Genomic DNA, 25766 nt, shown 5'->3' on the forward strand with positions numbered 1-25766 from the left:
GAGTGATGTCATGTGGCCTATACCACTTAGCGTCACCTTGGAAACGAAAAAGACCCGGACGAGCTGGCACGTTCGAATCCGGGTCTTCATCATGATCTAAGGAAAGTGGGCGGGCCGTGAGGCTCGTCCGCACTCCAATTCCCAATTTAGCATCTGCGAACCGGATCGCAATTGCCGCCCGGCCTTGCCACGTCTGGCGGGCAGGGCTACCCCGTCAGGCATGATATCGAAAACCGCATACCGACTCGCCGTGCCCGAACGCTGGGCGGCCGTCATGATGGAGGGCGCCTTTTCCGGCGACCCCCACGACGTCGCTGACGGTTTCATCCACCTGTCTGCCGCCGACCAGGTCGAGGGCACGCTGGTCAAGCACTACAACGAGCATGAGCGCCTGCTCCTCGTCGAGATCGACCTGGAAGCACTCGGCGATACGGTGAAATGGGAAAAGTCGCGCGGCGGCGCGCTTTTCCCGCATGTCTATGGCGTTATTCCCGCCAGTGCGGTGCGGGGCCTGCGCCATGTGCGCCGCAATGATGAGGGCGACTGGGTGCTGCCCGCCGATCTGGAGCGAAACTGATGCTGCACGACAAGGCGACACACTGGCTGAAAGGGCTGGATCCGGAGCGTGCCCACAGGCTGGGCATTCTCGGTCTCAAGGCCGGGCTGGGGCCCCGGCAGCGCGGCACAGACGATCCGCGTCTGGCGACGCGTCTTGCGGGGATCGACCTGCCCAATCCGGTCGGTCTCGCGGCGGGGTTCGACAAGAATGCCGAAGCGCCGGATGCGCTGCTCGCCATGGGGTTCGGCTTTGTGGAATGCGGCGCTGTCACGCCGCGGCCGCAGGATGGCAAGCCGCGCCCGCGCATCTTCCGCCTCGAGGATGACCAGGCGGTGATCAATCGCATGGGCTTTCCCAATCAGGGGCTGGCCCGCTTTCGCGGTCATCTCGCCAGCCGCGCCCGCCGGGGCGGTGTCGTCGGCGTCAATATCGGCGCCAATCTCGATAGCGAGGACCGCATCCCCGACTTTGTGACCTGTTTGGAAGCCCTTCAGGGACTGGCGCAATTCTTCACGGTCAATGTCTCTTCGCCCAACACGCCCGGCCTGCGCACGCTGCAGTCGTCCGGCGCGCTGGACGACCTTCTTCATGCAGTGGCGGCCGTCGGCAGCTCGGCGCCGGTTTTCCTCAAAGTGGCGCCGGATATCGATGACAGCGAAGCCGGTGTGATGGTCGAGGCCGTCGCACGTCACGGTCTGGATGGCGTTATCGTCTCGAACACGTCCATCCTGCGTCCGGAAAGCCTGAAGAGTGCGAATATGGGCGAGGCCGGGGGATTGTCGGGCCCGCCAATCTTCGAGCGTTCGACGCAGCTGGTGCGGCTGTTCCGCGAGGCGGCGGGGCCGGACCTTGCGATCATTGGCGTAGGCGGTGTCGACAGTGCCGACGCCGCCTATGCGAAAATCCGCGCCGGCGCCAACGCGATCCAGCTCTATACCGGGCTTGTCTATCGCGGCCCCGGCCTGGTGCAGCAGATCAAGACCGGCTTGGCCGAGCGGCTTCAGGCCGACGGTTTTGCTTCGGTGTCCGAGGCTGTCGGCGCAGGCTGAAGCCGGCGTTCCAGCGCCGGATAGGCGGCGGCCAGAGCGGCGCCGCGCGCCACGTAGAATACCAGGAAGGCCGCCCAGACGCCGTGATTGGCGAACATTGGCGACAGGATCGCATCGGCAGCCAGGTAGACGGCAACGGCCGCAAGACCGGCGTTCCGCAGGATCTTGCCGCTTGTTGTGCCGATGAACACCCCGTCCATCAGCCAGGCGCCGGCGCCCAGGAAGGGCACGATGGCGCACCAGGGCAGATAGGCTTGGGCGGCGGCGCGTGTATCGGCATCGTCGATCACCAGGGCCAGCGCGTCGGCGCCGAACAGGAAGGTCAGGACTGCGAAGACCGCGCCCGCGGCGAACATGGGCTCGGCAGTCAGGCGCACGGCCCGGCGCAGGGCGGGCAGGGATTTGCGTCCGAAGGCACGCCCGGCCTCGGCTTCGGCGACGAAGGCGAAAGCATCGAGCACGAAGGCCCACAGCGAGATGATCTGCAGGAGCACGTGATTGCCGGCCAACGGCGCCGTGCCTTGGCGGGCGCCGGAATTGGCGAACCAGGTAAAGCCGATCACCAGTGACCAGGTGCGGATCATCAGATTGATGTTGACCTGGAACATCTCGCGCAGTGCGCCCGGCTCCATCAGCCGGGCACGGTCGGTTGCGCCATCGGCCCAGCCGCCCTGCTGCCGCAGCGCCAGCGCCACGAAAATCAGGCCCACGACAAGGCCGACCCATTCTGCGATCGCCGTCGCGGCGCCAACGCCGCCGGGACCATAGTCCAGGCCCAGGACGAACCACAAATCCAGTCCGATATTGGTCAGCGAGAAAACGACATAGAGGGTCAGTGTGGCGCCGTTGCGGCCCAGCCCGATCAGCCAGCCGGACAGCGCGAAGGCGCCCAGGGCCGCAGGCGCCCCCCAGGCGCGTGCAAGCAGGTAGTGTGCGCCTTTCTCCTCCACATCAGCCGTCCCCTGGAGAACGGCGAAGCCGCCCCAGGCAATCAGGTCGCGCAGGATGAGGAGTGCAAAGCCCAGCAGGCCGGCGATGGCGAAAGCCCGTATCAGGATGCGCTGTGTCTCGGCGGTATCGTCCGCGCCGTCGGCCTGGGCCGTCAGCCCGGTCGTGCCCATGCGCAGGAAATAGAAACTCCAGTAAAAGACCGAGAAGATTGCGCCGCCCAGCGCCACACCGCCCAGATCGGCCGTCTCACCGGACAGGCCGAGGACAAAGGTATCCGTAACGCCGGCCAGCGGCACGGCCGCATTGGCAAAGACCAGTGGCCAGGCGCGCTTGAGAACATCGGTACGGGTGAGGGGCGCGATCGACATGCCGGGCAACTAGCGCGTTTCCGGCGTGAGGGGAATTGTCTTCGGGCGTAGAGAAAGCGTTGCCCGGCCGGGAGGTGGCCGGGCAACGAGCGGGTCGCCTAGTGTTCGGAGCTGGCGACCTGGTTCTCGGCTGTGGCCAGGGTGGTGACGCCGCGGCGGGCGTCCAGTTGGGCCATGGCGTGTTCGGTGGTGGCTTCGATGCATTCCCGCAGTGTGTAAGCGCGCAGCGGGTCTGACATGACCTGTTGGCGGCAAACCTGTTCGGCGGCTTCGCTGATGCGGGTTTCGAGCCGGGCGAGGCGGGCTGCATCGTTCAGGTCGGCATCGGTGACCTGGACCGCGATGCTGTTGACCGGCTGCGATGCGAAGGCGGCGGGCGCTGCGAGGGTGATCGCAAGGGCGGCGATGGCGGTGCGGGTCATGGTGAAGCTCCAGTCGGGATAGCGTTATGCGCGAATGAATGGCCTTGACGTTAGTTACATTATGGCGCTTGAACCGATTGTCCACGGCGACGCAGCAAAAATTGCCGCAGTGCAGCAATTCAATAATGCATGATCGTTCAGTGGCTGCGGGGTGTGGGCGCGCAGAAGGTCCCCGAGAACATATCGCCGGCAGACACGCCTTACGATGCCGCGGGTCGGCGATAGCGGCGCTGGTGGCCTGTCCGTATCGCCGAGCTTGCGATGCTCGACTGTGATCTCGATTGATTGGGGCGGTCAGAGGGCGTGCGACGCGGGTGCTCAGAGCAGGGTCGGTACCATCGCGGTGGGAGAAACTCCAAGTGTTGAAGTCTCCATGAAAGTGACGTCCAGTTTCGAACGATCGCAGAGAAATTACAGGACAGGAAAGCTGAGTCCGGAGAGCCGCGGGTCTGTCGTGTTTGTGTTTCGTGTACGAAATCGTGTTTGAGTGCGCCGGGCGACGGTATCCCGTTCTTGTTTGTCTTTCGCCCAATTATGGATCGCGCAAATCCGTTACTGTACCCGGCAACGGACGGGTTACTGGTTGTCAATGGCCTCCGCGAACACGCGGTCTCCGGAACGCGGAGCCAGTTCAGCGATCGGATAGCCGAGCTGCATCTCGACATTTTCGCGGGCGTTGCGCTCGCATTGCTTCTCGCGAGTGAATGCTGCGAGCGTCCGCTGTCCACGCCTGTTGCAGATTGCGCGTATCTCGCGCTCCAGGCGGTCGTGCAGGGCCGAGCGATTATCGGGGGCGCCGAGTTCGTGGGCCTGGAAAGAGACGACGGTGGTCGGCGCTTCGCTTTCCTGCGCCTGGGCCGCAGCGGCAGCAATAAGTACTGCCGATGCTGAAATGAGTGTGCGAACAACCATGTTGGGGCCTCCCTTGGGTCGGCGGGCTCACACCTTGTGAGCCGCATGCCGCAGGAGGATGGTCGCAATTGTCATCTGACGGTGGCGTGGCCTGTATCCTAAACCTGTGAAAGCTCGCGTTCACAAACTGTCCTCGCGGTAATCAGCAGGTCAGTCGCACCACCAGAGAAAGGCAGCGGAGGCGGGCCGCGAAAGCAGCCCGCCTCCGGCGGTCGGATCAGTTAGCGGACGCTTCAGCGGCGGCCGGGCGCAGGGCCGGCGTAGCAGACTTGGCCCGGACCGAAGCGAGTGCGTCGGCGATGGTTTCAGCTTCGCAGCGGCGCTCGGCCTGGCGATCGGACAGGAGGCGCGAGTCCATTTCGCAGACGCGCTCGGCAGCGTCGGCGATGCGGGTTTCGAGCTCACGAATACCTTCCGGGCGGGTCAGGTCGCGCGCGTCATAGCGGACTTCGACGCGGCGGGCTTCGTTGGCGAAAGACGGGGCGGTGACGGCGGTCACGAGGGCGGCGGCGAGCAGAACGCGGATCATGTGGGGTCTCCAGAGCGGGGCGTTTCGGGGTCAGGCGCCAGCGTTTGCCGGTGCGGCGTCCTCTTCGCGTATCTGCGTCTCAGGGACGTGACAGATCGCACCTCACGCGTGCAGGCCCGCCATGCGGAAGCGCTGTGACCGCTGACACGGGGCCGTCATCGAAACCTGTCTTGTGTTTCCGGATGGTTCGGCCTCAGCGGGCGTGTGACCCAGGCTCACTGCTTTCCGGCGTGATCAGGAAGTGGCCGTGCAGGGTTGCGACCGGCGCGTCGGTGCGCCCCTGCCACGCCTCAGCGCGGACATTGGCAACCCGGCGGCCGGAGCGCGCGACGATCGCCCGGGCATAAACATCCTGGGCCCGCGCCGGGCGCAGATAGTCGATCGCGACATCAATGGGCTTGGGCAGTTTTTCGAGCGGTTGGCTCAGCAGCAGCGAGCCGGACGCCACGATTTCCAGAAAGGCCCCCACAGCGCCGCCATGCAGCGCCGGGATGAGCGGATTGCCGACCAGGTCATTGTCGAAGGGGAGGACACCGGTCAACTCGGTGCCTCTCACTTCCAGGCGTACGCCGAAACGGGCGACGTAGGGCGCTGTCATCAGCGTGTCGAGCAGAGCGCGGCTCACAGCGGGTGCTCCCCGCGCATCGTCTTCATCGCGCGCTCCTGGGCGGCCTTGGAAGCGCGCGTGATCATGAAGGCGGCCTGGGCGATGGCGACGGGATCGGCGATATCGCCGTCATGAGCCGTGGCGCGCACGAAGGCGACAAGCCCGTGCGACTTCAGACATTCCGCTTCGGCGTGGATGTCCAGACCCGGCTTGGCGGGCCGCATATAGTCGATCCGCAGGTCCAGCGTGGCGGGCGTATCCTTGGCGCCCAGCCCGCCGAAGGCGGCCAGGCCGCATACATGGTCCAGGAGGGCGGTGATGACACCGCCATGCAGCGTGCCCGTCTCCGGGTCGCCAATCAGGGCTTCGCTGTAGGGCGCGCTCATTGCGGCCTTGCCGGGCGTCAGACGATCGATGCGAAAGCCCAGCGCCACAGCGTGGGGAGACCCGTCGACGATCAGGGGCGCGATCGTGTCAAGACGGTGTTGAATGTCGTCGTCCATGGCGGTTCCGTATCCGGTTTATCCGGTGATACGGCAGGGGCGTCCGGTCTGCCAGACTTGTTTTCAGGACGGGATCGGGTGTGGCCGGGCCCCGGCGTCAGCGCTGCATCCGCTTGTCGACGACCTGTTCCAGGCCGGTCACGACGGGTTCGCGCAGCGGATTGCCGTCTTCTGCCATCCGCGTCAGCTGTGCCAGCGTGGCGCGGTGCATGTTGGCGACCTCGGCCTCGACGGAGGTATAGTCGCGGATATGGGAAATGAAGCGCTGCAGCGACCGGCCGACCCGAACAGCAAGCGGATCGCCGCTCAGCTGGGTCTCGTTGACGAGCGCCACGGCCGCTGCGCGCGCAGCCGCCATCGCACTCGTCAGGCCGGCTTCGACATCGGCGGTGCGCTTGTAGCTCGGGCCCGCGGCGTGACGCTTGCGCCGGCGCCGGTCCGGACCGTTGAAGCGCGGTGAGGCGACGAAGTCGCGCGGCTTGTCATAAAGCGAGCGGATGCGTGACTGCAGGGTGATCGGGGCAATCGGCGTAATGATGAACTCGGTGACGCCAGCGTCGCGCGCCATCTCGATTTCCCGCCGCGACCGGGGCTGCGAAATCATGATGATCGGCGTGCGGCGATAAAAGGCGCTCTCGCTCTCGCGGATACGGCGCACCAGGCGCAGCCGGTCCTCGCTGGTGTCCTCCTGATCGTTCCAGTCGGCAACGATCATGCTGGGCAGGTTCTGGTCCATCACGGTGAGCGCGCTGTCGGCGCAGCGTGCGACCATTACGTCCGGCGAACCGGCATCCCGCATCAGCGAAATCAGGATCGAGCGCAGAAAAGGATTGGACTGCAACAGAAGCGGCCGTCCACCCGAGGGCGGCGCGGCCGGTTCGCTCGACGTCGTATCGATGCCGGGAATATCGTGGGCTGCAGCGTTCATGCCCCGGTCCTAGCAACCCAATATTGCCAAGTCGCAAAACAAACCGGTTAACAAACGCTTGATTTCAGGAGGCTACTCGCGGCCGAGCGTGCGCAGAAGGCGGAACACGATCCAGATCGGAATGACCAGAACGGCGCCGAGCAGGAAGTATTCGATGGCCCAGCCGGCGCTCTCCGTGATGAAACGGATAAAGCGGCCCCAGCTCTCGGCCAGCGTGCCGAAAAAATCGACCCAAAGATCACGCGGGTTGACGTTGAGCGCTGCCAGCAGAAAGCCGGCGAGAACGCACAGGAAGACCAGGCGCAGGATGTCTGCGGTGGACATTCTGACAAGGCGCTGCAGGAAGCTGCGGCGCTGCGGTGTCGAATTCTCGCTCATGGGCTCACTCTACGTCCAAATGAGGCGCAATCGGGGCCGCATTGGCCCCGATTGCAAAGGACCGGTCAGTCTTTCTTCTCGACATTGACCTGATGCGGGTAAGGGATGGAGATGCCGTTCTTGTCGAAAGCTTCCTTGACGCTCTTCATGGCGTCGAAATGCACACCCCAATAGTCGCCGGTATTCACCCAGACACGCGTCACGATATCCACCGAGGATGAGCCATGCGCTGCAACCGCGGTGAAGATTTCGGGGTCCTTGTGGATGCGCGCATCGGCGTCCAGCGTCGACTTGATCACGTTCATCGCCTTGTCGATATCGTCGGAATAATCGATCGAGAAGGTGAAATCGACACGCCGGGTCGGATTGGCGGAATAGTTGGTGATGATATCGCCCCAGGCCTGGCCGTTGGGGATGATGATCTTCTTGTTATCGCCCGTTGCCAGAACGGTGGTGAAGAGGTTGACGTCCTTCACGGTGCCGGACACGCCAGCCACTTCCACCCAGTCGCCGATGGAGTAGGGGCGGAAGGCGATGATCATAACGCCTGCAGCAATGTTCGACAGCGTGCCCTGCAGGGCAAAGCCGATGGCCAGGGTGATCGCACCGAGTGCAGCGACCAGGCTGGCCGTTTGCACGCCGAAGCGCGCCAGCACCGCGATGAGCACTACGGCCACAACGGCATAATAGGCGATCGAGGAGAAGAAGCCTGCCAGCGTCGCGTCCATGCGGCTGGACCGCGAAACCGCCTTGCGTACGCCGCCCTTTACCATGCCGGCAACGATGAAGCCGATGATCAGGATCAGGATGGCCAGAACAAGGTTCGTGCCGGCGGCAATGGCCCGCTCGGCGAGAACCGCCATGGTTTCCGGGTTGAGGAATTCTTCGACGTTCATGCTCTCGCTCTCCGCTTGCAGGTCGTTCCGTACTCGCTCCTACCACCCTTGGGGGAAGAGGGGAATGCGGTTGCAGCGGGCGGAGCAGACGGATCAGCTGGCGGCGACGGCGGCAGTCGAAGCGGCCACAGCGGCGATCATCGCTGCCTGGGCAGCGAGGATGCCCGCGAGGTCGCGCGCCGCGGCGATCGGTGCCGTCTCACCGGTCTGGGCCTGGGCGAGGCGCATGGCCAGCTTGGCGGCGACATCGCCGGACGGTTTCGGCTTCAGCGCGCGCACGGCTTCGAAGCTTGCGACAAGGGCGTCGGCCGTGGCGCGGCCATCGCCATGAGCAGCCAGTACCGCCAGTCCGGTCTTGCCGACGCCATGGCGCAGGGCCGAGCGGCCGCGCACGGCGGTATTCAGCATGGTCCAGGCCGGGGCAATGGCGGCTGGATTGAAGTCGAAAAAGGCGATCTCGCAGGCGGCTGCTTCAGCATGGCTCTTCGGCACACCGGCGGTGCGCAGGGCTTCGCGGGCCGTATCCAGCCGCTCCAGCGCCTCGTGCGGCATCTCGCCCATCGCGGCAAAGATGGCCGCGACCATTTCCTCGCGCGCACTGTCGCGCCGCCACCAGGGTACGGCAATGGCTTCGAGAATGTCGTAGAAGGCGTCGACATGGTGCGGCAGGCCGCCGGCAGACACCAGGGCCAGCGCCGCACAGGAGCCGCCATGATTGAGGCCGCGTCCGCCGCGCTCCTTGCGGCGGCGGTTCAATGCACTGCGCGTGTCGAAAAAGTGCGGTGCCGTTCGTCCGGCCGCGGCCAGGGCCGCTGCGAAGACGAGACGCATCGATTTACCGGGCTCTTTCCAGGCTCCGAGGCCCGCATCGAGCTCGTCGCGGATGGTGATGGCACGGGAGACGAGGAATTCCGGCGGCGCGTCGCTCGACAGGCCCGAGAGGGCCGCAAAGCGTGCATACATACGTTCGCCGCGGCGCGCATGGTCGCAGAAGGCGCTGTCCAGCGCCACAAAGCGTTCGATGACGGAAGCCGTCATGGTCCCAATTCCCTCGCTGCACCACTCTACGCCTGCAAGCATGGCGAAAACGGGGCAGGCTTTGCAGAGGGACGCTGTTTGCGCCTGTCCCCCGTTCGTTCCGCCTCGCGGCTCGCGCGGGCGTCTGCAATGCGCTAGATCATCGATCCAGGAATCCGACGCCTCATATACCGTCATCCCGGCGAAAGCCGGGACCCAGGTCTCAAAGCTGAATCGGGCCAGGTTTGGCTCAAGCCAGCCTTGCGAACTGGGCCCTGACTTTCGTCAGGGTGACGGTTTGGGTGGTCGGCCGCATACACTTTGTCGCCCGAAGCGCCAGCGAACCCTCATGCCCGATACGCAAGGTCCCGTCCTCCTGCCGCCCCGCTTCGCCGACTGGTTCGCCAGCCGCGGCTGGGCAGCGCGTGCGCACCAGCTGGAGATGATCGCCGCCGCGCAGGCCGGCGAGGATGCGCTGCTGATTGCGCCGACCGGCGGGGGCAAGACGCTGGGCGGTTTCCTGCCCAGCCTGATCGAGCTGGCGGAGATCGTGTCCGAGCGGCCCGGCAGGCAGCGCCCGCATCGTCTGCACACGCTCTACATCTCCCCGCTGAAGGCGCTGTCGGTCGATGTCGCCCGCAATCTCATGACGCCGGTCAGCGAGATGGGGCTGGATATCCGCATCGAAACGCGCACCGGCGACACCTCGCCGTCCAAGCGCCAGCGCCAGCGCGCCCATCCGCCGGATATATTGCTCACCACGCCGGAACAGCTCGCCCTGTTCTGCGCCACGGCGAATGCCGAGGCTTTCTTCCGCGACCTCAAACGCATCGTCATCGACGAGATCCACGCCATCGCACCGCAAAAGCGCGGCGACCTCCTCAGCCTGGGCCTCGCCGCGATTGCACAGTGGGCGCCGGATGTGCGGCGGGCTGGGCTGTCCGCGACGGTGGCCGACGAGGGCGGGCTGGCCCGCTGGCTGACGCCGCAGACGGGAGAGGACGCCCGCTTTGCCCGCATCGTGCGCGGCCAGGCCGGTGCCCGGCCGCAGGTGGAGATCCTCGATCCCGGCGAACGCATTCCCTGGGCCGGTCATTCCGGCCGCCACGCCATGGCCGACGTCTACGACCGGATCAAGGCGTCGAACATGGCGCTGGTCTTCGTCAATACGCGCTCCCAGGCCGAGATGACCTTCCAGGAGCTCTGGAACATCAATGCCGACAACCTGCCCATCGCCTTGCACCATGGCTCCCTCTCGCCGGAACAGCGCCGCAAGGTCGAGGCGGCGATGGCGGCCGGCCGGCTGAAGGCGGTGGTGTGCACCTCCACCCTCGATCTCGGCATCGACTGGGGCGATGTGGATCTGGTCGTCCAGATGGGCGCACCGAAAGGCTCCTCGCGCCTGATCCAGCGTCTGGGCCGCTCCAACCACCGGCTCGATGCGCCGTCCAAAGCCCTGCTCGCGCCCACCAACCGGTTCGAGCATCTGGAATGCCAGGCCGCCCGCGAAGCGGTGGCGGCGAATGCGCTTGATGGCGAGCCTTTGAAGGCCGGCGCGCTGGACGTTCTGGCCCAGCACATCATGGGCCGCGGCTGCGGCGAACCTTTCGAGGAAGACGCGCTTTATGACGAGGTCCGCTCCGCCGCCCCCTATGCCGAGCTTGATCGCGAGACCTTCGACAAGCTGCTCGATTTCACCGCCACGGGCGGCTACGCGCTGAAGACCTATGAGCGCTTCCGCCGTCTCATCAGGCGCAAGGACGGGCGCTGGGGCGTGCGCACGCCGCAGATCGCCCAGCGCCACCGGCTCAATGTCGGCACCATTGTCGAGGCGCCCATGCTCGACGTGGTGGTCTCCTCGAAGGGCCGCGGCGGGTTCCGGCTCGGCCAGATCGAGGAATGGTTCATCGAACAGCTCGTCCCCGGCGACACCTTCCTCTTCGCCGGCCAGGTGCTGCGTTTCGAGGGCATCGAGGAGATGGCGGCGCGGGCCAGCCGCACCAGCGATGACGATCCGCGCATCCCCTCATATCAGGGCGGCAAATTCCCCCTCTCCACCTATCTCGCCGCCCGGGTGCGCGACATTGTGCAGGATCCCGGCAAGTGGCACGCCCTGCCCGAACAGGTGCGCGACTGGCTGGAGCTGCAAAAGCTTCGCTCGCGCCTGCCCCGGGCCGACGGCCTGCTGGTGGAAACCTTCCCGCGGTCCGCGCGCTATTATCTCGTCTGCTACCCGTTCGAGGGGCGGCTGGCGCACCAGACGCTGGGCATGCTCTTGACCCGCCGGCTGGAGCGCATGCGGATGCGGCCCATGGGCTTTGTCGCCAATGAATACGCGCTCTCGGTCTGGGGGCTCCGCGACATGTCCGGGGTCGATCTCGACGCCCTGTTCGACGAAGACATGATGGGCGACGATCTCGATGCCTGGCTGGCGGAAAGCCAGTTGATGATGCGCACCTTCCGCAATTGCGCCGTCATTGCCGGCCTGATCGAGCGCCGCTTTCCCGGCCAGGAAAAGACCGGCCGCCAGGTCACCATCTCCACCGACCTGATCTACAATGTTCTGCGTGAGCACGAGCCCGACCATATTCTCCTCAAGGCCGCCTGGGCCGATGCCGGATCGGGCCTCCTGGACATCCACCGTCTCGGCACCGCACTTGCTCGCATCAGGGGGCATATCGAACATGTCGATCTGGATCGGATTTCCCCGCTCGCCGTGCCCGTCATGCTCGAGATCGGCAAGGAACCGGTCTATGGCGAGGGCCATGAAAGCATCCTGGAAGACGTCGCCTCGGAGGATTTGATCGCGGAGGCGATGCGGCTGGATTGATGGCGGATGGCGGTGTCTCCCCCCTCATCCGCCCCTTCGGGGCACCTTCTCCCCGAGGAGAAGGGGTGTTCTTCGTGACACGCACATGCGGACCTCCCTCTCCCATGGGAGAGGGCCGGGGAGAGGGGGAAGACACGGTCATGGGCCGCTCTTCCCAGCTGTTTTGGACCGCTTCCACCGCCGTGCCGTTTGAGAAATAACCACAGCCATGAACGCCCCACCGCCCCCGCCGGCCGACCTGCTGAAAACCGCCATTGCCGGCGTCACCGTCCTGGTCGATCCGGCCGGCCTGCTCGTCGTGCCCGACGCCGGGCTTCTCGTTGTCTCAGACCTGCATTTCGAGAAGGGCTCGGCCTGGGCGGCCGGCGGGCAGCTGATGCCGCCCTATGACACCCGCGCCACGCTGAAACGCCTCGCTGCCGGCATCGCCCGCCACACGCCTTCCACCGTCATCGCCCTGGGCGACAGCTTTCACGATCTGCGCGCTGGCGATCGCATGCACGACGACGACACTGCAGCGCTTGCCGCCCTGGTGGCGTCGGTGCCGCGCTGGATCTGGGTCGAGGGCAATCACGACCCCGCCCCGCCGCCGCAATTCGGTGGTGAAGTCCACGAGACCGTCGAACTCGCCGGCCTCGTCTTCCGCCATGAACCCACAGAGGGTGAGGCCAGGGGCGAAATCGCCGGCCACCTTCACCCCGCCGCCAAGGTCCGCCGCAATGGCCGCGCGCTGAGGCGGAGATGTTTCGCGACGGACGGCACGAGGCTGGTCATGCCGGCTTTCGGCGCTTTCACCGGCGGGCTGAATGTCTGCGACGCTGCCTTCGCGCGATGCTTCGGGCGAGTGCCGGATGCGCTGGTGATGGGCCGGGAAAAGGTGTGGCCGGTGTCGGGCGGCAAGTGTGTAGGGGATGGATAACCCCTGGATGCCGAATTAGCCCTCCGTTTTTCCCGGCCGGATGCCCGGCGAAGGCCGGGCGGAGTGCCGGGACCTGCGGGAAGCTCATCGTTTGAGATGATCTCCGGTCGGTCCCGGATCTGCAGCCTGCCTGCGCAGGCTGAGGCCTGCGCCCGCGAAAGCGGGTGGCCGGGAGAAATGGTGAGCTGAAGCCGCAATAGACACCGTCACCCTGACGAAAGTCAGGGCCCAGTTCATAGAGCGCGGTGGCCGCGATCTCGCACTTATCCCGCAAACCGTCACCGCTCAGGCCGAGCCCCTCTAGCCCAAATCTCCCTTTACGATCTGGGTCCTGACTTTCGTCAGGATGACGGCTTGTGGGGGCGGGTATCCGAAACTTATCCCCACCCTCTCGACTGCGCGTATGCTCGTCAGCGGTTTCCGGGATGGGAGGCATGAGCTCAGTCCCTTGTGCCCGGGAGCGTGCGGAGCTCGTCCGCGCCTGGTGGGTGACAGCATCAGGCTCCGGCGTGGCCATCTGCGGGGACACCGGCAAAAAGCTCGACCGGCCCGTGCCTGCAGGTTTCGAGACGGGGCCCGCAAGGGACCCGGGTAAATCTCCGCGTGCGGGATGCCTCGGGCATCACCACCAAACCTTCAAATCCGGACACGATGTCCGCCGTGCATCCCGCACCCCTCTCATCGCTCCAGGGCGCAAGCCCGTGGAGGATTTCGTGATGGGTGCCTTTCCTCCCCATGGAATGGGAGGTGGATCGCCGCCAGGCGGCGAGACGGAGGGGCGCCGCGTCAGCGGCGATGTGTCAGCGACAGGCTCCACCGCCCCCGGCGCTCGCGCGCCGGCCCCTTCGCCCCCTCCTTCGCCAAGGCTGTGGAGGGCCCACTTCCCCACGGCGTGGGGAAGAAAGCGGCGTTTCAGGCTCGGGCTCAATCGGGCCCTGGCACGGGGCCGGGGGAGGTGGATTTTGTGCGGGGGAGAAAGACAGAGCGATGCCACGCCCGCCTAGCGCCGGTTGAAGGCCAGATAGGCGACATAGCCGGCGAGGACGGCCAGCACGACGCAGAACAGGCCGTAGAGCCAGGGCCAGTCATGAGCGAATTCGTAGACGAAGCGCTCCAGGCCGGCCTTTTCCACGCGCAGGCTGGCCGATCGGCTGGCCACGGCGCGGCCGTCGCGGAAGAGATAGACTTCGGCGACATAATTGCCGACCGGCGTCAGGGGCGGCAGGGAGATGGTGGCGCGGAACAGGCCGCCATCAAGGACTTCAACGCCGCGCTGGGCCTCGGCATAGAGATTGCTGCGGCTGCCGGCGCGGGCGATCGCGTCGAGATAGGGGCGGATATCACGCTCGGTTTCCGCAGCGGTCGGTGCGGCGCGGATGGCGAGGGTGGCGGGCAGGCCGATGCCCGATCCGGCCAGGCTTTCCGGCGTCGCGATTTCCTCCAGCGGCAGCGAGGTCGCGATGGCGTAATAGCTGGGAATGTTCTCGAATTCGAGCGGCGCGGAATTGATCCAGATACCGAAGGTGCGCTGCTTTTCCATCACCCGCAGGTCGCGTGCCGGACCGCGCAGCACGACGACGATCTCGTCCTGGATGGTCATGCCGCGCGTCGCACCATAGAGCACGAGCTCCTGGCCGGAGAAGTCTTCGCGGATTTCGACGGTCTCGTGGGTCAGCGCCGCCACGATGCTGGGCGGTTCGCTCGCCAGCAGCGTGGGCTGGCCCTGCAGGGCGAGTGAGAAGAGGAGAGCGCCGATCATGTCAGTGCGCACCTCCGTCCTGGCCCAGGACCTCGAACAGGTCGGCGGGGGTCACGATAAGGTCCCAGCCCAGCTTCAGGCAGACCGCGAGCACCATGAAGGCGAGCAGGGCCCGCAATTCCTCGGCCTTGATATGACGGCCGGCGCGGGCGCCGAACTGGGCGCCGATCACGCCGCCGACGGTGAGCAGCATGGCCAGCACGATGTCGACCGTCTGGTTCTGGCCGGCCTGCAGCACGGTGGTCAGGGCGGTGACGAACAGGATCTGGAACAGCGACGTCCCCACGACGACATTGGTCGGCATGCGCAGGATGTAGATCATCGCCGGAACCATCACGAAGCCGCCGCCCACGCCCATGATGGCGGCCAGCGTGCCGACGAAGAAGCCGATCGCGACGGGCGGGATGACCGAGATATAGAGGCCCGATGTGGGGAAGCGCATCTTGAAAGGCAGGCGGTCGATCCAGGAGCGTCTGCGCCGTCCCGCACCCGCGCCAGAACGGCGCTGGCCGTTGCGGGTGCGGCGCCAGATGGCACGGGCACTTTCGAAGAACATCAGCCCGCCGACAATGCCGAGGAAGCCGACATAGGACAGCGAGATAATCAGGTCGATCTGGCCCAGACTGCGCAGGAAGGCAAACAGCTGCACACCGAAGATCGAACCGGAGGCGCCACCGACGAGCAGGAGCAGCCCCATTTTTGCGTCGAGCGTCCTGCGGCGCCAGTGCGCCAGGGCCCCGGAGGCCGAGGAGGCGACGATCTGGTTGGCTTCGGTCGACACGGCAACGGCCGGCGGAATGCCGATGAAAAAGAGAAGCGGCGTCATCAGGAAGCCGCCGCCCACGCCGAACATGCCCGACAGGAATCCCACACCGGCCCCGAGGCCGAGCAGCACAAAGACGTTGACCGAAATTTCCGCGATCGGGAGGTAGATCTGCACCGCCGGACTAGCCCGCGGCCGCACGCTCGAGCCGTTCGATCAGAACGGCATCGATGCGTCCGGTGCGGGGCAGACCCTGATCGGCTTCGAAAGCCATGATGGCGTCGCGGGTGCGGCCGCCCATCTCACCATCGATCGGCCCCGGCGCATAGCCGAGCACCGACAGGAAGCCCTGGGCGCGACGGACCTGGGCGGTATCCGTGGTCACCGTGCGGTCCCAGGGCAGATTGTTGTAGAGCCCGTTGGCCTCGGCATCGAGCGGGCGCGGCGTGAAACCGGCGGCTGTCGCCCGGGCCTCGGCCAGGGCCGCCGGGTCGAGCTGTTCGGACACGGCACGGGCGCGCTCGCCGGCAGTCGGGTCGCTGTCCGTCATCGACGCGATGGTGAACCAGGCATAGGCATCCGGCAGGCTCAACGGCACGCCGTCGCCCGACTCATAGAGCAGGGCAAGATTGAACTGGGAATCCCGCAGCCCAAGCAAGGCGGCCTCCTGGAACCAGCGCGCCGCAGTCTCGATATTCTCCGCAACGCCGGTGCCATAATAGTACATCACACCCAGATTGTGCATGGCGCGGCGATGACCGGCATTGGCAGCGCGTTCGGTCCAGCGGCGGGCGTCTTCCAGGTCCTGCTCAACGCCTTCGCCGGTTTCCAGCAGTTTGGCGTAGCGGTATTGGGCCGCCGGAACACCCTGTTCGGCGGCACGGCGCAGCAGGATGGCGGCGGTTTCGGCATCGCCGCTTTCCAGCGCTTGCAGGCCCAGCTGGTAGCGGGCGACGGGATGGCCTTCCGAGGCGGCGCTTTCCAGCGTCATCCGGCCGGTGGCGCTGCCCGCTGAAGGGGCGGCGGCCGGTTCCGGCGCGCTCACCGGCGCGCTGGCGGGCATGACAGTGCCGGAGGCATCGGCAACCGCATTCGCCGGCGGCGTCGCCGGTTCACTAGAAGCAGGCTCACGGGCGGGCGGCTCGTTGGCGACAGGCGCTTCGGCCGGCGGCGAGACGGCTTCGGACGCGTCAGCGGATTGGGTCGCGGCGGGCGGGGTGTCGGCCTGCTCCGGCCCCGTTGCAGCCGTGACGGTACCCGCCTCGCTGGAGAAGCCGGCCTCGACCTGGGCGATGAAGTCGCGTTCGACCGCAGCATTGGCCGTCTCGCGCTCACTGTCACCCTGCATCGCTTCCCAGACCAGGATCACACCGGCGCCGGTGAGCATGACCAGGGCGATCACGGGCAGGGCATAGAGTGCCAGACGGCCCATGCGGGACTGGCGCTGTGGCATGCCGGTGCCCGGATGATAGGCGGCCGAGTGGGTGCGTTCGCGGGCCGCGGCGAGGAAGTCGGCATCGGCCGTGGCGCCGAGGCGTCCGGATGGGCGCGGACGGCGGGCCGGCGGCTGTTGCGGCTGGACCGGAGCCGGCTGGGCAAGTGCGGCGTCTGCGGGTGCAGCTTCCGCACGGGCGCGGCGGCGGTGTGGGCGTTCCGGTTGCGGCTGCGGCTGCGGCTGCGGCTCGGCCGGCCGCTGCGGGCGCGGTGCCGGCTGGGCATTCATCTCGGCCAGGAAAGGATCGTTTTCGCTATCTTCGAAGTCGCCGGCCGGCGTTTCGGCCTGCGGCGGCGGGCCGAGCGGCGTGTCGAAGTCGATGTCCTCGCCTGCATGGTCGGCGTCGTCGGCGTCGCCGGCGGGAGCGGTCTCGGGCTGCGGCGCCTGGCGGCCCTCAATGGCTTCGAGGCGGTCGGCGAGGGCCGACATTGCGCGCTGGACCGGCGAGAGGGCTTCCTCGGTTTCCGAGCGCACGGATGCCATGCGTTCCTGGACACTGCCCAGCGCATCCTCGATCCGCTTGGCGGTGCGCTCTTCGGACTGGCGCAGCCGGTCCTCGAGATCTTCCTCGCGGGCGGTGCGGTGAGTGTCGAACTTCTCGATCATTTCCGCCATGCGGTCGGTCGCCGTCTCGACGACCGTGTTGGCGCGGCGTTCAGACTGCTCGATCCGGTCCGCCAGCGAACGGCCCAGACGGGTGACGTCCTCGCCCATCTGCTTGATCGCGTCGCGGCTCTCCTGGCGCACCGCGTCGAGGCGGCGGTCCAGCTTGCTCTCGGACTGGCTGTCGCGCAGCGCTTCAGCAGAGCGGCGCTCGCTGTCGCTGAGGCGGCGATCGATGGCGCCGGCCAGCTTGGTGATCTCGCGGCCCAGCCGGGACATATTGTCACCCTGGCGGCGCTCGGCTTCATCCATCCGGGTCATCGCCCGGGTGAGGGCATCCTCCAGACGGTCGATCCGCGGCTCGGAGGCCGCGCCCGACACAGCCTGGGCGACCTGGTTGCGAGTTTCGGCGATGATCCGCGCGACATCATCGGACAGGCGTTCGAAGCGGCGTTCCAGTTCGACCGTGTCGCCGGAATTGCGGGTTTCCAGGTGACGCATGCGATCGTCGAGACGGGCGACCGAGCTCTCCAGAGCACGCGCGGCGTCATTGGTGATGCGTTCGGCGCCTTCGACACGGGCCTTGAGCGTCTCGGTGACAGTGCGCAGGCCGTTGATCGTGTGGGCGGTCTCGTCGTCGCGCTTGCGATTGCGGTCGACTGTGTCCTCAGCGCGCGCTTCCAGCCGGGCGAGGCGCGTTTCCAGTGTTTCGGAGACGGAGCGGGTGTCCTCGTCGACGGCGTGCAGCCGCGCGGCGGTATCGTTCTCGTGCTCATAGAGCCGGCGCGCCAGCTTCATGATCGTGGTCTCGACCGCGCGCACATCCTCGTTGGAACCGGAGCCCGTCGGCGTGCTTTCCAGCGAGCGGACGCGATCGCCCAGCTCGTCCTGGCCCTTGCGGACGCGTTCGAGGCTTTCCTGGGCCGCGGCCAGCTCGGCGCTGTAGCGCTCGCCGTTTTTGCTGATCTTGTCAGCCAGCTGCGTGATCGCCTTGTCGATGCCGGACAGGGTGCGGGCGGAAAGTTTTTCGGAGGATTCAACGCGCTCGGTAAGGCGATTGACCATGGCGCGCAGGAGACGGTCGTCCTCTTCGCTGAGAGCCGAGCCGCCGCCGAAGCCAGGATAGGCCTCCAGCGCATCATCCCATTGCGGGTTGGACGGGTCGGAACCGTCGAGAATCACACGGTTGATCCATTCGCCCAGCGTCAGGCCCTCGCGCCGCGCCGCGGTTTTCGCGCGCGCCCGGGCGCGGGGATCGATCCCTTTCACGCTCCAAGGACCACTGGACGACATTCCGAATCGCTCGCTCAACCCAACCGCTCCACGCTATTCTGCGGTTAATATTGTGTAAACCGAGGCTCGGGGCCCAAGATGTAGTGTTTCCACACCGAATCTCCGACTTTGACCCGCAAGCCAATTTCCTGAGTCAACACAAGGCTCTGACTCGGTTAACGCGCCGTAAAATGTGTGGATTACCGTATTAACGCTGTTCGGCTGGGCCGAAGAAACCGGGCGCAAGTGTCCGCAATTGTTCCTGCATTGCCGTCGCCTCCCGTGTGATGGCGAGCGGGTCGTCGGCGGGCAGGGCGCGGGCGAGGTCGAACAGGAGCCAGGCGGATTCGATGTCGCCGGCGCCTGCGGCATAACGGCCGGCATGCCAGTAGGTCAGCGGTGCGTGGGGGTCGTTCAAGGCACTGTCGGCGAACAGGGCGAGCGGATCGAGGTCGGATGCCGCTTCGCCATCCGTTGTGCGCAAGGCTGCCACCGTCTGGGCGGCAAGTACGTGGGCAGCCGCACCGGCAAAGGCGTCGCGATGCAGATGAGTGCGGAATGTGTCGAGGGCCGCCGCCGGGGTGCTGTTCATGGCGGCAATCGCCGAGGACAGGGTCTCGAACTCGGCGTTGCCTATGCCGGCGGCCGTGATCTGGCTGAAGCGGTTGCACAGCGGCCGGGGCGAACGGGGCTGGCAGGGGCCGGAATGGTGGCTGGACTGATAGAGCGCGAGATAGGCGCCGGCCATGTCGGCGCGGCGCTGGGCGGCCTGGGATGCGGCGATGAAGGTGGAATCGGTTGGCCGTGTTGCCGCCGGTGCGCGCATGGCTTCGAGCCCCGCAGCCAGCAGGCGCGTCGTCGCCGGATTGGCGGCCTCATAGCCCTCCGCCGGGGCGGGCGGGACATTCTCGGGCCAGGGAAAGGCGGCTTCGCCTGTGCTGGCATTGAGCCGGGTCCAGGTCTCCCGGCGGCCCGCCGGGCTGGACGGGCTGAACACGACAAAGCTGAAACGTTCCGGGATGCCAAACTCCGGATCGAGCTTGGACAGGGCGTCGGGGTGAATTGCGAGCACGTGGCGCATCCAGGCGCGGAACAGTTCGGCCTGTTCCCGCGAACCGGTATCGTCGGTGTCGAAGCCGAAAATCTCGCTGCCCAGTGCCGAGCGCTTCACACCGGTGTGGCCTTCATCATCGATATTGACCAGCAGGTCGACACCGGACAGGCGCACGCCCGTCGCGGCCTCGATCCAGAAGCGCTCGAACTGGATGCCGCCGGGGCCGGTAACCTCGTCCAGTTCACCGCCATGGGTGAAGGCGGTGAAGATATCCATCTGGCGGTGCACGTGGGCCACGATGGGAGTGTTGCGCATCACGGGTCCATCGAGAGATTGGATCCGGGTCAGCGTGCGCCCGGTCGCAAAGTCCTGGACCGTGCGGTCGTCGCTCGACCCCGGTTCCGTAGCGTATCCGTCACCGATAATGATTTCGCGCTGTTCGGTGCCGATGGGTTCGCCCTCGACCGAGACGGTTTCGACCCGCCAGCGTGTTCGGATCACAGTGTCGCTGCGATTGCCGCGCGCCTGGAGATAGTGCTCGCGATCCAGCCAGGGCCCCGCAATGGTGGCCTGCCCGGCTGCCGGGGCATCGTCTGTAGCGGGACCCGCTGCTTCGTCCGCTTCTGCATCCGGATCGGGTTCTGCATCCGGATCGGGTTCTGCATCCGGATCGAGAATGGAAAAACCCGTTTCCGGCCGGGGTTCACCGGTCTGCAAAGCCAGCCCGGGCGGGGTGGCGGCGAGCAGGGTGGACAGGGCCCCGAGGACATATACGAAAGAACGATCAAGGACAGGCATGGCGCGACTTTGCCGTGAGTGGCGGTGCGATGGAAGGGCAAAGGCGGGTCTGCCACAGAATTGCCCGATGTCATAGATCTGACGTTGACGTTCGCGTAAGTTTGTGAACACCATTCACTCCATGGTCAAACCGGTCGCCCCCGATTCCGAATTCACCATCCGCGAGCTCGCTCACGAGTTCGGCGTGACCCCGCGCACCCTTCGCTTCTACGAACAGAAGGGGATGATCAATCCGGACCGTCGCGGCGCGGCGCGGATCTATTCCGCCGCGGACCGGGCCCGGATCGAACTCATCCTGCGTGGCAAGCGCGTCGGCTTCGCCCTCGACGAGATCAAGGAAATCCTCGATCTCGAGGCGATCGACCGCGGCGGCCGCGAGCGCCTGGAGCCGGCGATCGACCGATTTGTCGGCCGTATCGAAGTGCTCAAGCGCCAGCGCGAGGATGTCGAGCGCGCCATTGCCGAGCTTCAGGCCGGCCTCGACTGGATGCGCGAGCGTCTGGAAGACCGTACACCGCCGGATGATGTCCGCCGCCGCGCCCGCGCCTTCGAGGCGCTGGCCCAGGCCCGGCTTGAACCCTGGTCGGGGATGAGCGCCGGCTGACCCGAACAACACCCCGTTCCGAGAACCACACAACGCCCTTCGGAGACTTTGATCCATGACTGCCTCCTATCGCGCCCCGGTCCGTGACCAGCGTTTTATCCTGCACGATGTGCTCGAAATTGCTCAGTATTCCAACCTGCCCGGCTTTGCCGATGCCGACACCGACACGGTCGACGCCATCCTCGAGGAAGGCGCGAAGTTCACCGAAGGTGTGCTCGCGCCGCTGAGCAAGATCGGCGATGTGGAAGGCTGCAAGCGCGATGCAGACGGCAATGTGAAGACGCCTGCCGGCTTCAAGGATGCATTCAAGCAGATGTCCGAAGGCGGCTGGACGGCGCTGTCGTCCGATCCGGAATATGGCGGGCAGGGCCTGCCGCACGTGCTCAACCTCGCCTTCAACGAGATGGTGTCCTCGGCCAACATGGCCTTCGGCATGTATCCCGGCCTGACCCTGGGTGCCGCTGCGGCGCTGCACACGGCCGGCACGGACGAGCAGAAGCAGCTTTACCTGCCCAAGATGATCTCCTGCCAGTGGGGTGGGACGATGAACCTGACCGAGCCGCATTGCGGCACCGATCTGGGCCTTCTGCGCACCAAGGCCGCGCCGCAGGCCGACGGGTCCTACAAGATCACCGGCCAGAAGATCTGGATCTCCTCCGGCGAGCACGACATGGCGGAGAATATCGTCCACCTCGTGCTGGCCCGGATCGAGGGCGCGCCGGATGGTGTGAAGGGGATCTCGCTCTTTGTCGTGCCGAAATTCATTCCCGACGAAAACGGCGATCCCGGCACACGCAACACGCTGAAGTGTGGCGGCCTGGAAGAAAAAATGGGCATTCACGGCAATGCCACCTGCGTCATGGACTATGACGAGGCAACCGGCTGGCTCGTGGGCGAGGAAAACAAGGGCCTCAAAGTCATGTTCGTCATGATGAACGAGGCTCGGCTCGGCGTCGGCCTGCAGGGCTATGCCCTCGCGGAAGCCGCCTATCAGCAATCGCTGGCCTTCGCGAAAGACCGCCTGCAGGGCCGCTCCCTGACCGGACCGAAGAACGAGGATGGCCCGGCCGATCCGATCATCGTGCATCCGGACGTCCGGCGCATGCTGATGGACCAGAAGAGTTTCGTCGAAGCGGCCCGCTGTTTTGCGCTGTGGACCGCTCTGCACGGCGATCTGGAGGAAAAGTCCGACGACGCGGCCACGCGTGAGAAGGGCGGCGACTACATGGCGCTGCTGACGCCGATCGTGAAGTCCTACCTGACCGGCAAGGGCTACGACATGGTCTCCAATGGCCTGCAGATCCATGGCGGCTCCGGCTTCACCGAGGAGTGGGGCGCGTCCCAGCTGCTGCGCGATGCCCGCATCACGCTCATCTATGAAGGCACGAACGGCATCCAGGCGCTCGACCTGGTCGGCCGCAAGCTGGCGATGAACGGCATGCGCCCGATCACCACCTTCTTCGCCGAGATCGACGCTTTTGTCGCCGAAGGCGGCAATGACGACACGCAGGCCTTTGTCGATGCCGTCGCCGGCTGCAAGGGCAAGCTGAAGCAGGCTACCGACTGGCTGATGAATAATGCGCTGAACAATTTCGATCATGCCGGCGCAGGCAGCCACGACTATCTCAACCTCTTCGGCCTGACCTGCCTGACCTATATGTGGGCCAAGATGGCCAAGGTCGCTTCGGCGAAGATCGCGGCGGGCGACAGCGATCCGCTGTACGACGCCAAGCTGAAGACCGGCCGCTACTTCCTCGACCGCTGGGTTCCGGAAGCGGCCATGCATCTGGCCAAGGTCGAAGCCGGCGCCGACTCGATGATGGCGCTGGAAGAAGAGGCTTTCTAGCCAAACGGCTGACCGGGCGGGACCGTTCAAGAAGAAACGGCCCGCCTGTCGCGCCGCCGATACGCGGCGCCGGCATAAAACAAGGACAAGAATGACCCCTGGGGAGGATGGTTGATGTTTCAGGACCCGCTCAACGTACCGCGGCCGGATTTTCTCGAACGCGAGGATGTACGCATCTTCGAGGACGCCGTGCGCGGCTTCATGGCGCGCGAATGCGTACCCAATGCCGAGGCCTGGGAAAAGGCCGGCATGGTCGACCGGGAGATCTGGACCAAGGCCGGCGAGGCGGGGATCCTCTGCCCCTCCGTGCCCGAGGAATACGGCGGGGCCGGCGGCGACTGGGGCCATGAATACGTCTTCCACACGGCGGGCGCCGAAGTCGGCGCGTCCGGCTGGGGCGTCGGCCTGCACAATTCCATCATTGCGCCCTACGTCATCCATTACGGATCGCACGAGCAGAAAGCGTCCATCCTGCCGCGCATGGTCTCCGGCGAGCTGATCGGTGCCATCGCGATGAGCGAGCCGGGCACCGGCTCGGACCTGCAGAACGTCAAGACGACGGCCGTCAAGGACGGCAACGGCTATCGCATCAACGGCTCCAAGACCTTCATCACCAATGGCGGCTCGGCGAATTTCGTGATCGTCGTCGCCAAGACCGATACCTCCAAGGGGTTCGACGGTGTTTCGCTCTTCATGGTGGAGACCGACAAGGTCGAGGGTTTCAAGCGCGGCCGCCTCTTGGACAAGGTCGGTATGAAGGCCCAGGACACGGCCGAGCTCTTCTTCGAGGACATGTGGGTGCCGGCGGACGCCCTGCTGGGGCCGGAAGAAGGCCAGGGCTTCATCCAGCTGATGCAGCAATTGCCGCAGGAACGTCTGCAGATCGCGGTGCAGGGCGTCGGCGCCATGAAGCGCGCGCTCCATGAGACGATCAATTACGTCAAGGAACGTGAGGCGTTCGGCCGGCCGGTCCTGAAATTCCAGAACACCCAGTTCAAGCTCGCCGAATGCAAGACCAAGGCGACCCTCGCCGAAGTCTTCGTCCATCACTGTTCGGAACGCCTGATGAAGGGCGAGCTTGATGCCGCCACCGCCTCGATGGCCAAATACTGGGTTTCCGACGCCCAGAACGAGGTGATCGACGAATGCGTGCAGCTGCACGGCGGCTATGGCTACATGAATGAATACGCCATCGCCCGCATGTGGCGCGACAGCCGCGTCCAGCGCATCTATGGCGGCACCAACGAGATCATGAAACTCCTCATCGCGAGGACGCTGTAGGTATGAAACGCGCAGCCGCCTTTTCCTCCCCATTTCATGGGGAGGGGGACCCGCGAAGCGGGGGAGGGGTCGCCGCGGCACGCGGCGGAATGTCCGTGCCGGGCTTGATCGCTTTTCGCGGCCTTTGGCCGCGACCCCTTCGACCCGATGCTCCGCATCGGCCCACTTCCCCACTTGCGTGGGGAAGAAGGATGGAGCCGGAGTCCGTCTGATGTACATCCCGCCCGCCTTCCGCATGACCGATGAGTCCGAGATGCGCTCGGTGATGCGCACCTATGACTTTGCGCTGATGCTGGTGCCGGGCATGCCGGACCTGGCGGCGACGCATATACCGCTGAAGCTGGCGGATGAGCGCCAGGTGCTGATCGGCCACGTCGCGGCGGCCAATCCGATGGCCGAGGCGATCCGCCAGGGCAGGGAGGCGATCGCTGTCTTCTCCGGCCCGCACGCCTATGTCTCGCCGACCTGGTACGCCAACCCGTCGGTCAATGTGCCGACCTGGAATTATGTGGCCGTGCATGCTTTTGGTACGCTCGTCGCCCTCGATGGCGAGGAGGCCGAGCGTTCGCTGTCCTCGCAGATCGCCGATTTCGAGGCAGAGTGGCGGATCACCGATATCGATCCCAAGCGCCGGGCCCGCCTCGAGGCCGGGATCCAGGCCTTCGAGTTCGAGATCAACCGTCTGGAGGGCAAGGCCAAGCTCTCCCAGAACAAGCCCGTCGAGGAGCGCCTGCGCCTGGCGCACGCCCTCAACGAACGCGGCGAACACGCCGTCGCCTTCCACATGGTCGAAGACCAGGAGGACGATGAGGATGAGTGAGCCGCAGGTACATTTTCCTCCCCATTTCATGGGGAGGGGGACCCGCGAAGCGGGGGAGGGGCCGCCGCGGCACGCGGCGGAACGGCGGAGCGAGGCTCTGCTGTCCTCCGGCGCTTCGCGCCGCCCCTTCGACCCGATGCTGCGCATCGGCCCACTTCCCCACTGGCGTGGGGAAGAAAGGCTGAGCTTGGGCGAACCCGGTCAGGACAAGTATCGTACCATGACGCGGGCGCGGCGTCTGCGGAGGTCGATGACCGATGCGGAAATGATCCTCTGGTCACGCATTCGCCGTTGCCAGGTCGAAGGGTTCAGGATCCGGCGCCAGCACCCGATCGGTTGCTACATTGCCGATTTTGCCTGCCCTGAGGCGAAGCTGGTGATCGAAGTGGACGGTGAAACCCATGGCAGCCCCGAGGAGTTGGTCCACGATCTCAGGAGAACCCGCTTCATGGAGGCGCGGGGCTGGCAAGTGATCCGCTGCTACAATGTCGAGGTCTATCGCAATCTCGATGGTGTCCTGATCCAGATCGCAGAGGCACTGAATGCTCGCGCCACACCCCCGCTCCACGGGGGCAGAAAAAGTAGAAGTCGATAAAGGAAACC

23 protein-coding genes are annotated in these 25766 nt (G+C 65.8%); 9 read left to right on the plus strand and 14 right to left on the minus strand.

Annotation, left to right across the window (positions count from 1 at the left end):
• Window positions 1-220: 220 nt before the first annotated feature.
• Together ACXAJV_RS03875 and ACXAJV_RS03880 are read left to right on the plus strand one after the other, a co-directional pair.
• Window positions 221-577, plus strand: a complete 357-nt coding sequence (locus ACXAJV_RS03875) for a DUF952 domain-containing protein (RefSeq protein WP_475082117.1) — start codon at window positions 221-223, stop codon at window positions 575-577.
• Window positions 574-1608 carry a quinone-dependent dihydroorotate dehydrogenase gene (locus ACXAJV_RS03880; RefSeq protein ID WP_475083282.1) on the plus strand — a complete coding sequence of 345 codons (1035 nt, stop codon included), beginning with the start codon at window positions 574-576 and terminating at the stop codon, window positions 1606-1608. Before ACXAJV_RS03875 ends, ACXAJV_RS03880 begins: the two co-directional genes overlap by 4 nt.
• Here the strand turns inward: ACXAJV_RS03880 and ACXAJV_RS03885 are convergent.
• The 10 genes from ACXAJV_RS03885 to ACXAJV_RS03930 form a co-directional block, all read right to left on the minus strand.
• A complete protein-coding gene (locus ACXAJV_RS03885) occupies window positions 1560-2927 on the minus strand; it encodes an MATE family efflux transporter (protein ID WP_475082120.1) in 1368 nt (455 codons plus the stop codon). The genes ACXAJV_RS03880 and ACXAJV_RS03885 overlap by 49 nt on opposite strands.
• Before the next feature lie 98 nt (window positions 2928-3025).
• Window positions 3026-3349 (minus strand): UrcA family protein, encoded by a 324-nt coding sequence (locus ACXAJV_RS03890; RefSeq protein WP_475082123.1) that lies wholly within the window; start codon window positions 3347-3349, stop codon window positions 3026-3028.
• A 576-nt stretch (window positions 3350-3925) separates the two neighbouring features.
• Window positions 3926-4261, minus strand: a complete 336-nt coding sequence (locus ACXAJV_RS03895) for a UrcA family protein (protein ID WP_475082125.1) — start codon at window positions 4259-4261, stop codon at window positions 3926-3928.
• A gap of 217 nt (window positions 4262-4478) precedes the next feature.
• A complete protein-coding gene (locus ACXAJV_RS03900) occupies window positions 4479-4790 on the minus strand; it encodes a UrcA family protein (RefSeq protein ID WP_475082128.1) in 312 nt (103 codons plus the stop codon).
• Window positions 4791-4983: 193 nt separating this feature from the next.
• The gene (locus ACXAJV_RS03905; RefSeq protein WP_475082131.1) at window positions 4984-5415 is read right to left on the minus strand and encodes a PaaI family thioesterase; all 432 of its coding nucleotides are present in this window, start codon (window positions 5413-5415) and stop codon (window positions 4984-4986) included.
• Window positions 5412-5900 carry a PaaI family thioesterase gene (locus ACXAJV_RS03910; RefSeq protein ID WP_475082135.1) on the minus strand — a complete coding sequence of 163 codons (489 nt, stop codon included), beginning with the start codon at window positions 5898-5900 and terminating at the stop codon, window positions 5412-5414. The genes ACXAJV_RS03905 and ACXAJV_RS03910 overlap by 4 nt, the downstream gene beginning before the upstream one ends.
• A 97-nt stretch (window positions 5901-5997) precedes the next feature.
• Complete coding sequence (locus ACXAJV_RS03915) at window positions 5998-6828, minus strand: response regulator (RefSeq protein WP_475082138.1); 831 nt, start codon at window positions 6826-6828, stop codon at window positions 5998-6000.
• A gap of 72 nt (window positions 6829-6900) precedes the next feature.
• A complete protein-coding gene (locus ACXAJV_RS03920; RefSeq protein ID WP_475082140.1) occupies window positions 6901-7206 on the minus strand; it encodes a DUF6460 domain-containing protein in 306 nt (101 codons plus the stop codon).
• 65 nt (window positions 7207-7271) lie between these two features.
• The gene (locus tag ACXAJV_RS03925) at window positions 7272-8102 is read right to left on the minus strand and encodes a mechanosensitive ion channel family protein (RefSeq protein WP_475082142.1); all 831 of its coding nucleotides are present in this window, start codon (window positions 8100-8102) and stop codon (window positions 7272-7274) included.
• Window positions 8103-8195: 93 nt separating this feature from the next.
• On the minus strand, window positions 8196-9140 hold the full coding sequence (locus ACXAJV_RS03930; RefSeq protein WP_475082145.1) for a hypothetical protein: 945 nt from the start codon (window positions 9138-9140) through the stop codon (window positions 8196-8198).
• 328 nt (window positions 9141-9468) lie between these two features.
• On the opposite strand from ACXAJV_RS03930, the gene ACXAJV_RS03935 reads away from it, so the two are divergent.
• Entirely contained in the window at window positions 9469-11949 is a 2481-nt protein-coding gene (locus ACXAJV_RS03935) for a ligase-associated DNA damage response DEXH box helicase (protein WP_475082147.1), read from the plus strand.
• Between the two features lie 208 nt (window positions 11950-12157).
• On the plus strand, window positions 12158-12868 hold the full coding sequence (gene pdeM, locus ACXAJV_RS03940) for a ligase-associated DNA damage response endonuclease PdeM (RefSeq protein WP_475082150.1): 711 nt from the start codon (window positions 12158-12160) through the stop codon (window positions 12866-12868).
• A 1000-nt stretch (window positions 12869-13868) separates the two neighbouring features.
• Here pdeM and ACXAJV_RS03945 read toward each other — a convergent pair.
• The 4 genes from ACXAJV_RS03945 to ACXAJV_RS03960 form a co-directional block, all read right to left on the minus strand.
• Window positions 13869-14627 carry a TIGR02186 family protein gene (locus tag ACXAJV_RS03945; protein WP_475082152.1) on the minus strand — a complete coding sequence of 253 codons (759 nt, stop codon included), beginning with the start codon at window positions 14625-14627 and terminating at the stop codon, window positions 13869-13871.
• A 1-nt stretch (window position 14628) separates the two neighbouring features.
• Window positions 14629-15567 (minus strand): sulfite exporter TauE/SafE family protein, encoded by a 939-nt coding sequence (locus ACXAJV_RS03950; protein WP_475082155.1) that lies wholly within the window; start codon window positions 15565-15567, stop codon window positions 14629-14631.
• Between the two features lie 7 nt (window positions 15568-15574).
• A complete protein-coding gene (locus tag ACXAJV_RS03955; protein WP_475082158.1) occupies window positions 15575-18781 on the minus strand; it encodes a peptidoglycan-binding protein in 3207 nt (1068 codons plus the stop codon).
• 187 nt (window positions 18782-18968) lie between these two features.
• Entirely contained in the window at window positions 18969-20612 is a 1644-nt protein-coding gene (locus tag ACXAJV_RS03960) for a hypothetical protein (RefSeq protein WP_475082160.1), read from the minus strand.
• Window positions 20613-20733: 121 nt separating this feature from the next.
• On the opposite strand from ACXAJV_RS03960, the gene ACXAJV_RS03965 reads away from it, so the two are divergent.
• The 5 genes from ACXAJV_RS03965 (at window position 20734) to ACXAJV_RS03985 (ending at window position 25758) form a co-directional block, all read left to right on the plus strand.
• The gene (locus ACXAJV_RS03965) at window positions 20734-21216 is read left to right on the plus strand and encodes a MerR family transcriptional regulator (protein ID WP_475082162.1); all 483 of its coding nucleotides are present in this window, start codon (window positions 20734-20736) and stop codon (window positions 21214-21216) included.
• Window positions 21217-21271: 55 nt separating this feature from the next.
• Window positions 21272-23062 (plus strand): acyl-CoA dehydrogenase C-terminal domain-containing protein, encoded by a 1791-nt coding sequence (locus ACXAJV_RS03970; RefSeq protein WP_475082165.1) that lies wholly within the window; start codon window positions 21272-21274, stop codon window positions 23060-23062.
• A gap of 114 nt (window positions 23063-23176) precedes the next feature.
• Window positions 23177-24343: an acyl-CoA dehydrogenase family protein gene (locus ACXAJV_RS03975; protein WP_475082168.1), complete on the plus strand. Its 1167-nt coding sequence runs from the start codon at window positions 23177-23179 to the stop codon at window positions 24341-24343.
• A 211-nt stretch (window positions 24344-24554) separates the two neighbouring features.
• Window positions 24555-25163, plus strand: coding sequence for an FMN-binding negative transcriptional regulator (locus ACXAJV_RS03980; RefSeq protein ID WP_475082170.1), 609 nt, complete (start codon window positions 24555-24557; stop codon window positions 25161-25163).
• On the plus strand, window positions 25156-25758 hold the full coding sequence (locus tag ACXAJV_RS03985; protein WP_475082172.1) for an endonuclease domain-containing protein: 603 nt from the start codon (window positions 25156-25158) through the stop codon (window positions 25756-25758). The genes ACXAJV_RS03980 and ACXAJV_RS03985 overlap by 8 nt, the downstream gene beginning before the upstream one ends.
• Window positions 25759-25766 lie beyond the last annotated feature (8 nt).

The organism is Maricaulis sp. ABE4_448, assembly GCF_056160825.1.

Excerpts from the sequence above, each read along its gene's own strand:
- ACXAJV_RS03875 (WP_475082117.1), top strand. The coding sequence starts at position 221 with ATGATATCGAAAACCGCATACCGACTCGCCGTGCCCGAACGCTGGGCG.
- ACXAJV_RS03885 (WP_475082120.1), bottom strand. The coding sequence starts at position 2,927 with ATGTCGATCGCGCCCCTCACCCGTACCGATGTTCTCAAGCGCGCCTGG.
- ACXAJV_RS03890 (WP_475082123.1), bottom strand. The coding sequence starts at position 3,349 with ATGACCCGCACCGCCATCGCCGCCCTTGCGATCACCCTCGCAGCGCCC.
- ACXAJV_RS03895 (WP_475082125.1), bottom strand. The coding sequence starts at position 4,261 with ATGGTTGTTCGCACACTCATTTCAGCATCGGCAGTACTTATTGCTGCC.
- ACXAJV_RS03900 (WP_475082128.1), bottom strand. The coding sequence starts at position 4,790 with ATGATCCGCGTTCTGCTCGCCGCCGCCCTCGTGACCGCCGTCACCGCC.
- ACXAJV_RS03910 (WP_475082135.1), bottom strand. The coding sequence starts at position 5,900 with ATGGACGACGACATTCAACACCGTCTTGACACGATCGCGCCCCTGATC.
- ACXAJV_RS03915 (WP_475082138.1), bottom strand. The coding sequence starts at position 6,828 with ATGAACGCTGCAGCCCACGATATTCCCGGCATCGATACGACGTCGAGC.
- ACXAJV_RS03920 (WP_475082140.1), bottom strand. The coding sequence starts at position 7,206 with ATGAGCGAGAATTCGACACCGCAGCGCCGCAGCTTCCTGCAGCGCCTT.
- ACXAJV_RS03925 (WP_475082142.1), bottom strand. The coding sequence starts at position 8,102 with ATGAACGTCGAAGAATTCCTCAACCCGGAAACCATGGCGGTTCTCGCC.
- ACXAJV_RS03930 (WP_475082145.1), bottom strand. The coding sequence starts at position 9,140 with ATGACGGCTTCCGTCATCGAACGCTTTGTGGCGCTGGACAGCGCCTTC.
- ACXAJV_RS03935 (WP_475082147.1), top strand. The coding sequence starts at position 9,469 with ATGCCCGATACGCAAGGTCCCGTCCTCCTGCCGCCCCGCTTCGCCGAC.
- pdeM (WP_475082150.1), top strand. The coding sequence starts at position 12,158 with ATGAACGCCCCACCGCCCCCGCCGGCCGACCTGCTGAAAACCGCCATT.
- ACXAJV_RS03945 (WP_475082152.1), bottom strand. The coding sequence starts at position 14,627 with ATGATCGGCGCTCTCCTCTTCTCACTCGCCCTGCAGGGCCAGCCCACG.
- ACXAJV_RS03955 (WP_475082158.1), bottom strand. The coding sequence starts at position 18,781 with ATGTCGTCCAGTGGTCCTTGGAGCGTGAAAGGGATCGATCCCCGCGCC.
- ACXAJV_RS03960 (WP_475082160.1), bottom strand. The coding sequence starts at position 20,612 with ATGCCTGTCCTTGATCGTTCTTTCGTATATGTCCTCGGGGCCCTGTCC.
- ACXAJV_RS03965 (WP_475082162.1), top strand. The coding sequence starts at position 20,734 with ATGGTCAAACCGGTCGCCCCCGATTCCGAATTCACCATCCGCGAGCTC.
- ACXAJV_RS03970 (WP_475082165.1), top strand. The coding sequence starts at position 21,272 with ATGACTGCCTCCTATCGCGCCCCGGTCCGTGACCAGCGTTTTATCCTG.
- ACXAJV_RS03975 (WP_475082168.1), top strand. The coding sequence starts at position 23,177 with ATGTTTCAGGACCCGCTCAACGTACCGCGGCCGGATTTTCTCGAACGC.
- ACXAJV_RS03980 (WP_475082170.1), top strand. The coding sequence starts at position 24,555 with ATGTACATCCCGCCCGCCTTCCGCATGACCGATGAGTCCGAGATGCGC.
- ACXAJV_RS03985 (WP_475082172.1), top strand. The coding sequence starts at position 25,156 with ATGAGTGAGCCGCAGGTACATTTTCCTCCCCATTTCATGGGGAGGGGG.